The sequence below is a fragment of the Candidatus Woesearchaeota archaeon genome, from assembly GCA_018303405.1.
Taxonomy (GTDB): domain Archaea; phylum Nanobdellota; class Nanobdellia; order Woesearchaeales; family JABMPP01; genus JAGVYD01.
In genome coordinates this window covers 1-3,201 of sequence record JAGVYD010000020.1, presented here as the reverse complement: position 1 = coordinate 3,201, position 3,201 = coordinate 1, and the positions used below count along the sequence as shown (strand labels likewise).

Here is a 3,201-nt window from a genome sequence, read left to right as displayed (position 1 = left end):
CGGAAGTCTCCCGAACTGCTATTCAGTATAGCAATAATTAAGAATGATAGCGAATTGCGTCGAGAGGCTTTATGCCTCTCTTGTTTTTACCAGATTTTTCTTAAAAATCTGCCGCGGTGGCACAACCTGGTACTGCGCCAGCCTTGAGAGCTGGTTTCCGAAAGGATTTCCCAGTTCAAATCTGGGCCGCGGCGTTCATATTCTGTTTAAACGTCTGATGACCATAAATTGGCCATTCAGCTTTTATATTTTCATAGCTGCTATTTCTTCGGAGGATTAAAATGAAAAAGGAAATAGATATACATAACTACCCAAAAAGGCTTGCAGGCGCACTTGAACAGGTTAGAAAAGCAGCCATTTCTGAAAGAAACAGGCAGCTGATTCTTGAGTTCAGGGACTTTTGCAGCGTAGAAAATATTAGCATGCCAAGGATAGAAAGATACTTGGGAGTCCTTGTATTCTGGGCAAAAACCTTGCAGGCAGACTTTGATAAGGTAACAAAAGAGGATATAACTGAAGCAGTCAGGTTTTTACAGGAAAATGACTATAGCCCCTGGACAAAATCGACGTATAAAATAATGCTGAAGCGTTTCTTTAAATGGCTTAAGAAAGCAGAAGATGAAATGCCATATGAGGTAAAGTGGATTAGCACTGCTATAAAAAAGACAGACAAAAAATTTATAGACAATGCCGAGTTGCTGACAGAAGATGAAGTTAGGGCATTGATTAATGCAGCAGACCACCCACGGGACAAGGCACTTGTCGCCACCTTATATGAGTCTGGCACAAGGATTGGTGAGCATGGCAGTCTGCAAATAGCCAATGTGAAGTTTGATGAGCATGGCGCAATCCTCAATGTTGTTGGAAAAACGGGTCCGAGGTCTGTAAGAATCATATCTTCTGCGCCGCTTTTGGGTGCATGGCTGAACATGCATCCACATAGGAACGAGCCAGATTCACCATTATGGGTAAATATTGGGTCAGCAAACCATAACAAGGTGATGAGATATGATAATATCAGGTGCCTTTTGCAAAGGCTCTTTGAGAAAATCAGCATTAAAAAAAGGTTTAATCCCCATATATTCAGGCATGCACGGGCAAGTTTTCTAGCAGACCACTTGACAGAATTTCAGATGAATCAGTACTTCGGCTGGATACAAGGCAGCAAGATGCCCTCGACATATGTCCATATGTCCGGCAAGCAGATAGATGCATCTATCCTTGCCTTGAATGGAATACAACAAGATAAGGAAAACATTGAGAGCCGGCTAAAGCCTAAAGTCTGCCAAAGATGCAACACAATGAATGCAGTGGATGCAAGATATTGCACAAAATGCTCTGGCATTCTGGACTTGAAATCAGCATTTGAAGTTGAAGAGAAGCTGCGGCAGGAAAAAGAAGCAAGAGAGAGGGCTGACAGCATATTGAATTTGCTTGTGAAAGACCCAGACTTCATGAAAGTGTTTGAAGAGAAGGTTAAGGGGCTGAAAGAAGCAATTTATTAATTTTTATCTCCCCTCGCAAAGCATTGGGGAGATAAAAATTAATCCTATCGAGAAAAAGGTAAGAATTTGCAAGCGATGCTAAAAAACCATGCAAGGACAAAATAATCAGGAAGATAATTCTGTTTTTTATGTTTTATTGTCTATACTTTTCTTAGCTTGGCTCCAAAAAAAGATAGAAATTATTGGAATGCAGAAGATAATTAGGATGGTTATTACGATAATCGCCTCAATCAGCTTTATGTTATTGCTTTATCTAATTGCTTGGAAGATTAACAGGAACAGGCAAAACAAGAAATGTCCCATGCAGCTGTCCCAGGATAGAATTATTGAACAATTCAAAACGGAAGAAGGACTTCCTGAAGATGTAGAACAAAGCAATACGGAAAAGGAAATGTCTGAAAGTTTGGAACAAAGCTTAACGGAAGAAGTATTGCCTAAAAGCTTTGAAACTGCACAACGAAAAGAAGTTACAATAAGCTTAGATTCAGAAAAAAGATTGTTTAAGTGCAAAAAGCTTAATCTCGATGAGATGAAATACCTGATGGCCAAAGGCTACAGGATTTCATCTCAATTTAGCATTAATTCGAGGAAAAAGGAAAAATTCCTGATTAAGCCAAGATTCAATGAAAGCGAAGGTCATGCCTTTGTGGTTTATGATATATGCGAATTTCTTGAGAAAAAGTATGTTGAATGTAAAAAATACATGACAACCAAGCCAGATATAACCTTTGAAATAAATGACAAGAGATATGCAATTGAAGTTGAAACCGGAAACAAACTTAGCAAAGACAAAAAAGCCATTAGTGAAAAAGTAAAACAGCTAAAAAAAGAGTATGACACTTGGTTTTTTGTTTGTACAGTTAGAAAATATGTCCAAAAATACAGGAAATTTGGCAAGACAATTGACAGGAGATATCTTCGCAACCAACTGGAAAAAATCCTTAAAAAGGCTTAAATCAGTCTTCTGGATTTTAGCGTTATTTAAGCTAATTCTTCTCGATAAAAAATTAAATTTGACTAAAAAAGCACCCCCCAATAATACAGGTATACTACTATGGGTGCTATTTTTATCAGAGCCTTATTTTAAGAGTAGTTGTTACTATTCAATGGTTAATAAATGCAAAGATTTATAAATGAGCATTTATTAGAGTGGTTCACTCTACAAGGAAGTTAAAATGACAGAACAAACTTTGGAAAAAACATTGTCAAGCACAGCAGTTAATGAGCAGGGAAAGCTTGTAAATATACCAGGAGCTTTAGCCCAAGGTTATTCTCAAATAAGGCCTGAAACATTCCAGTATGCTTATGAAATAATGAGGGACAGAAAGACTGACTCCAGTTTAAGAAATAAATGGTTCTACACAGCAGACGGCAATGTTTACACTTTTGAGGATGGAAAAGCTTATCTTTACAGCACAATGAGGGATTTAAATCCAATTCTTAAGCATATAGAGGAAGCAACAAGGCAACTTCTATCTCCGGCTCACAATTACAAGGTAGAGAAAACTGACTTGGATGCAATTCTCAAATCCGACAAGGTTTTGAAAACAGGCATGGATAATCTCAAGCTCAAATTTAAAAACAGAAACGATGAATGGGGTTATTTTGAAATTGACACATCAAAGCCACAGGAATTTAAAACACAAGACCAATTATTGCTTGCCATCCAAAAATACGGCGGAGGCAATTTGCAGGA

Annotated in this window: 3 protein-coding genes and 1 tRNA gene; all 4 read left to right on the top strand. The window is 37.9% G+C overall.

Annotated features, from left to right (window positions below; genetic code table 11):
- Positions 1 to 110: 110 nt before the first annotated feature.
- A tRNA-Ser gene (locus J4227_07550) sits at positions 111 to 194 on the top strand.
- 87 nt (positions 195 to 281) lie between these two features.
- A complete protein-coding gene (locus tag J4227_07545; GenBank protein ID MBS3110356.1) occupies positions 282 to 1,505 on the top strand; it encodes a tyrosine-type recombinase/integrase in 1,224 nt (407 codons plus the stop codon).
- A gap of 88 nt (positions 1,506 to 1,593) precedes the next feature.
- Positions 1,594 to 2,460, top strand: a complete 867-nt coding sequence (locus tag J4227_07540) for a hypothetical protein (protein MBS3110355.1) — start codon at positions 1,594 to 1,596, stop codon at positions 2,458 to 2,460.
- Between the two features lie 220 nt (positions 2,461 to 2,680).
- Positions 2,681 to 3,201, top strand: a 521-nt coding sequence (locus J4227_07535) for a hypothetical protein (protein MBS3110354.1), incomplete at its 3' end; no start/stop codon positions are given.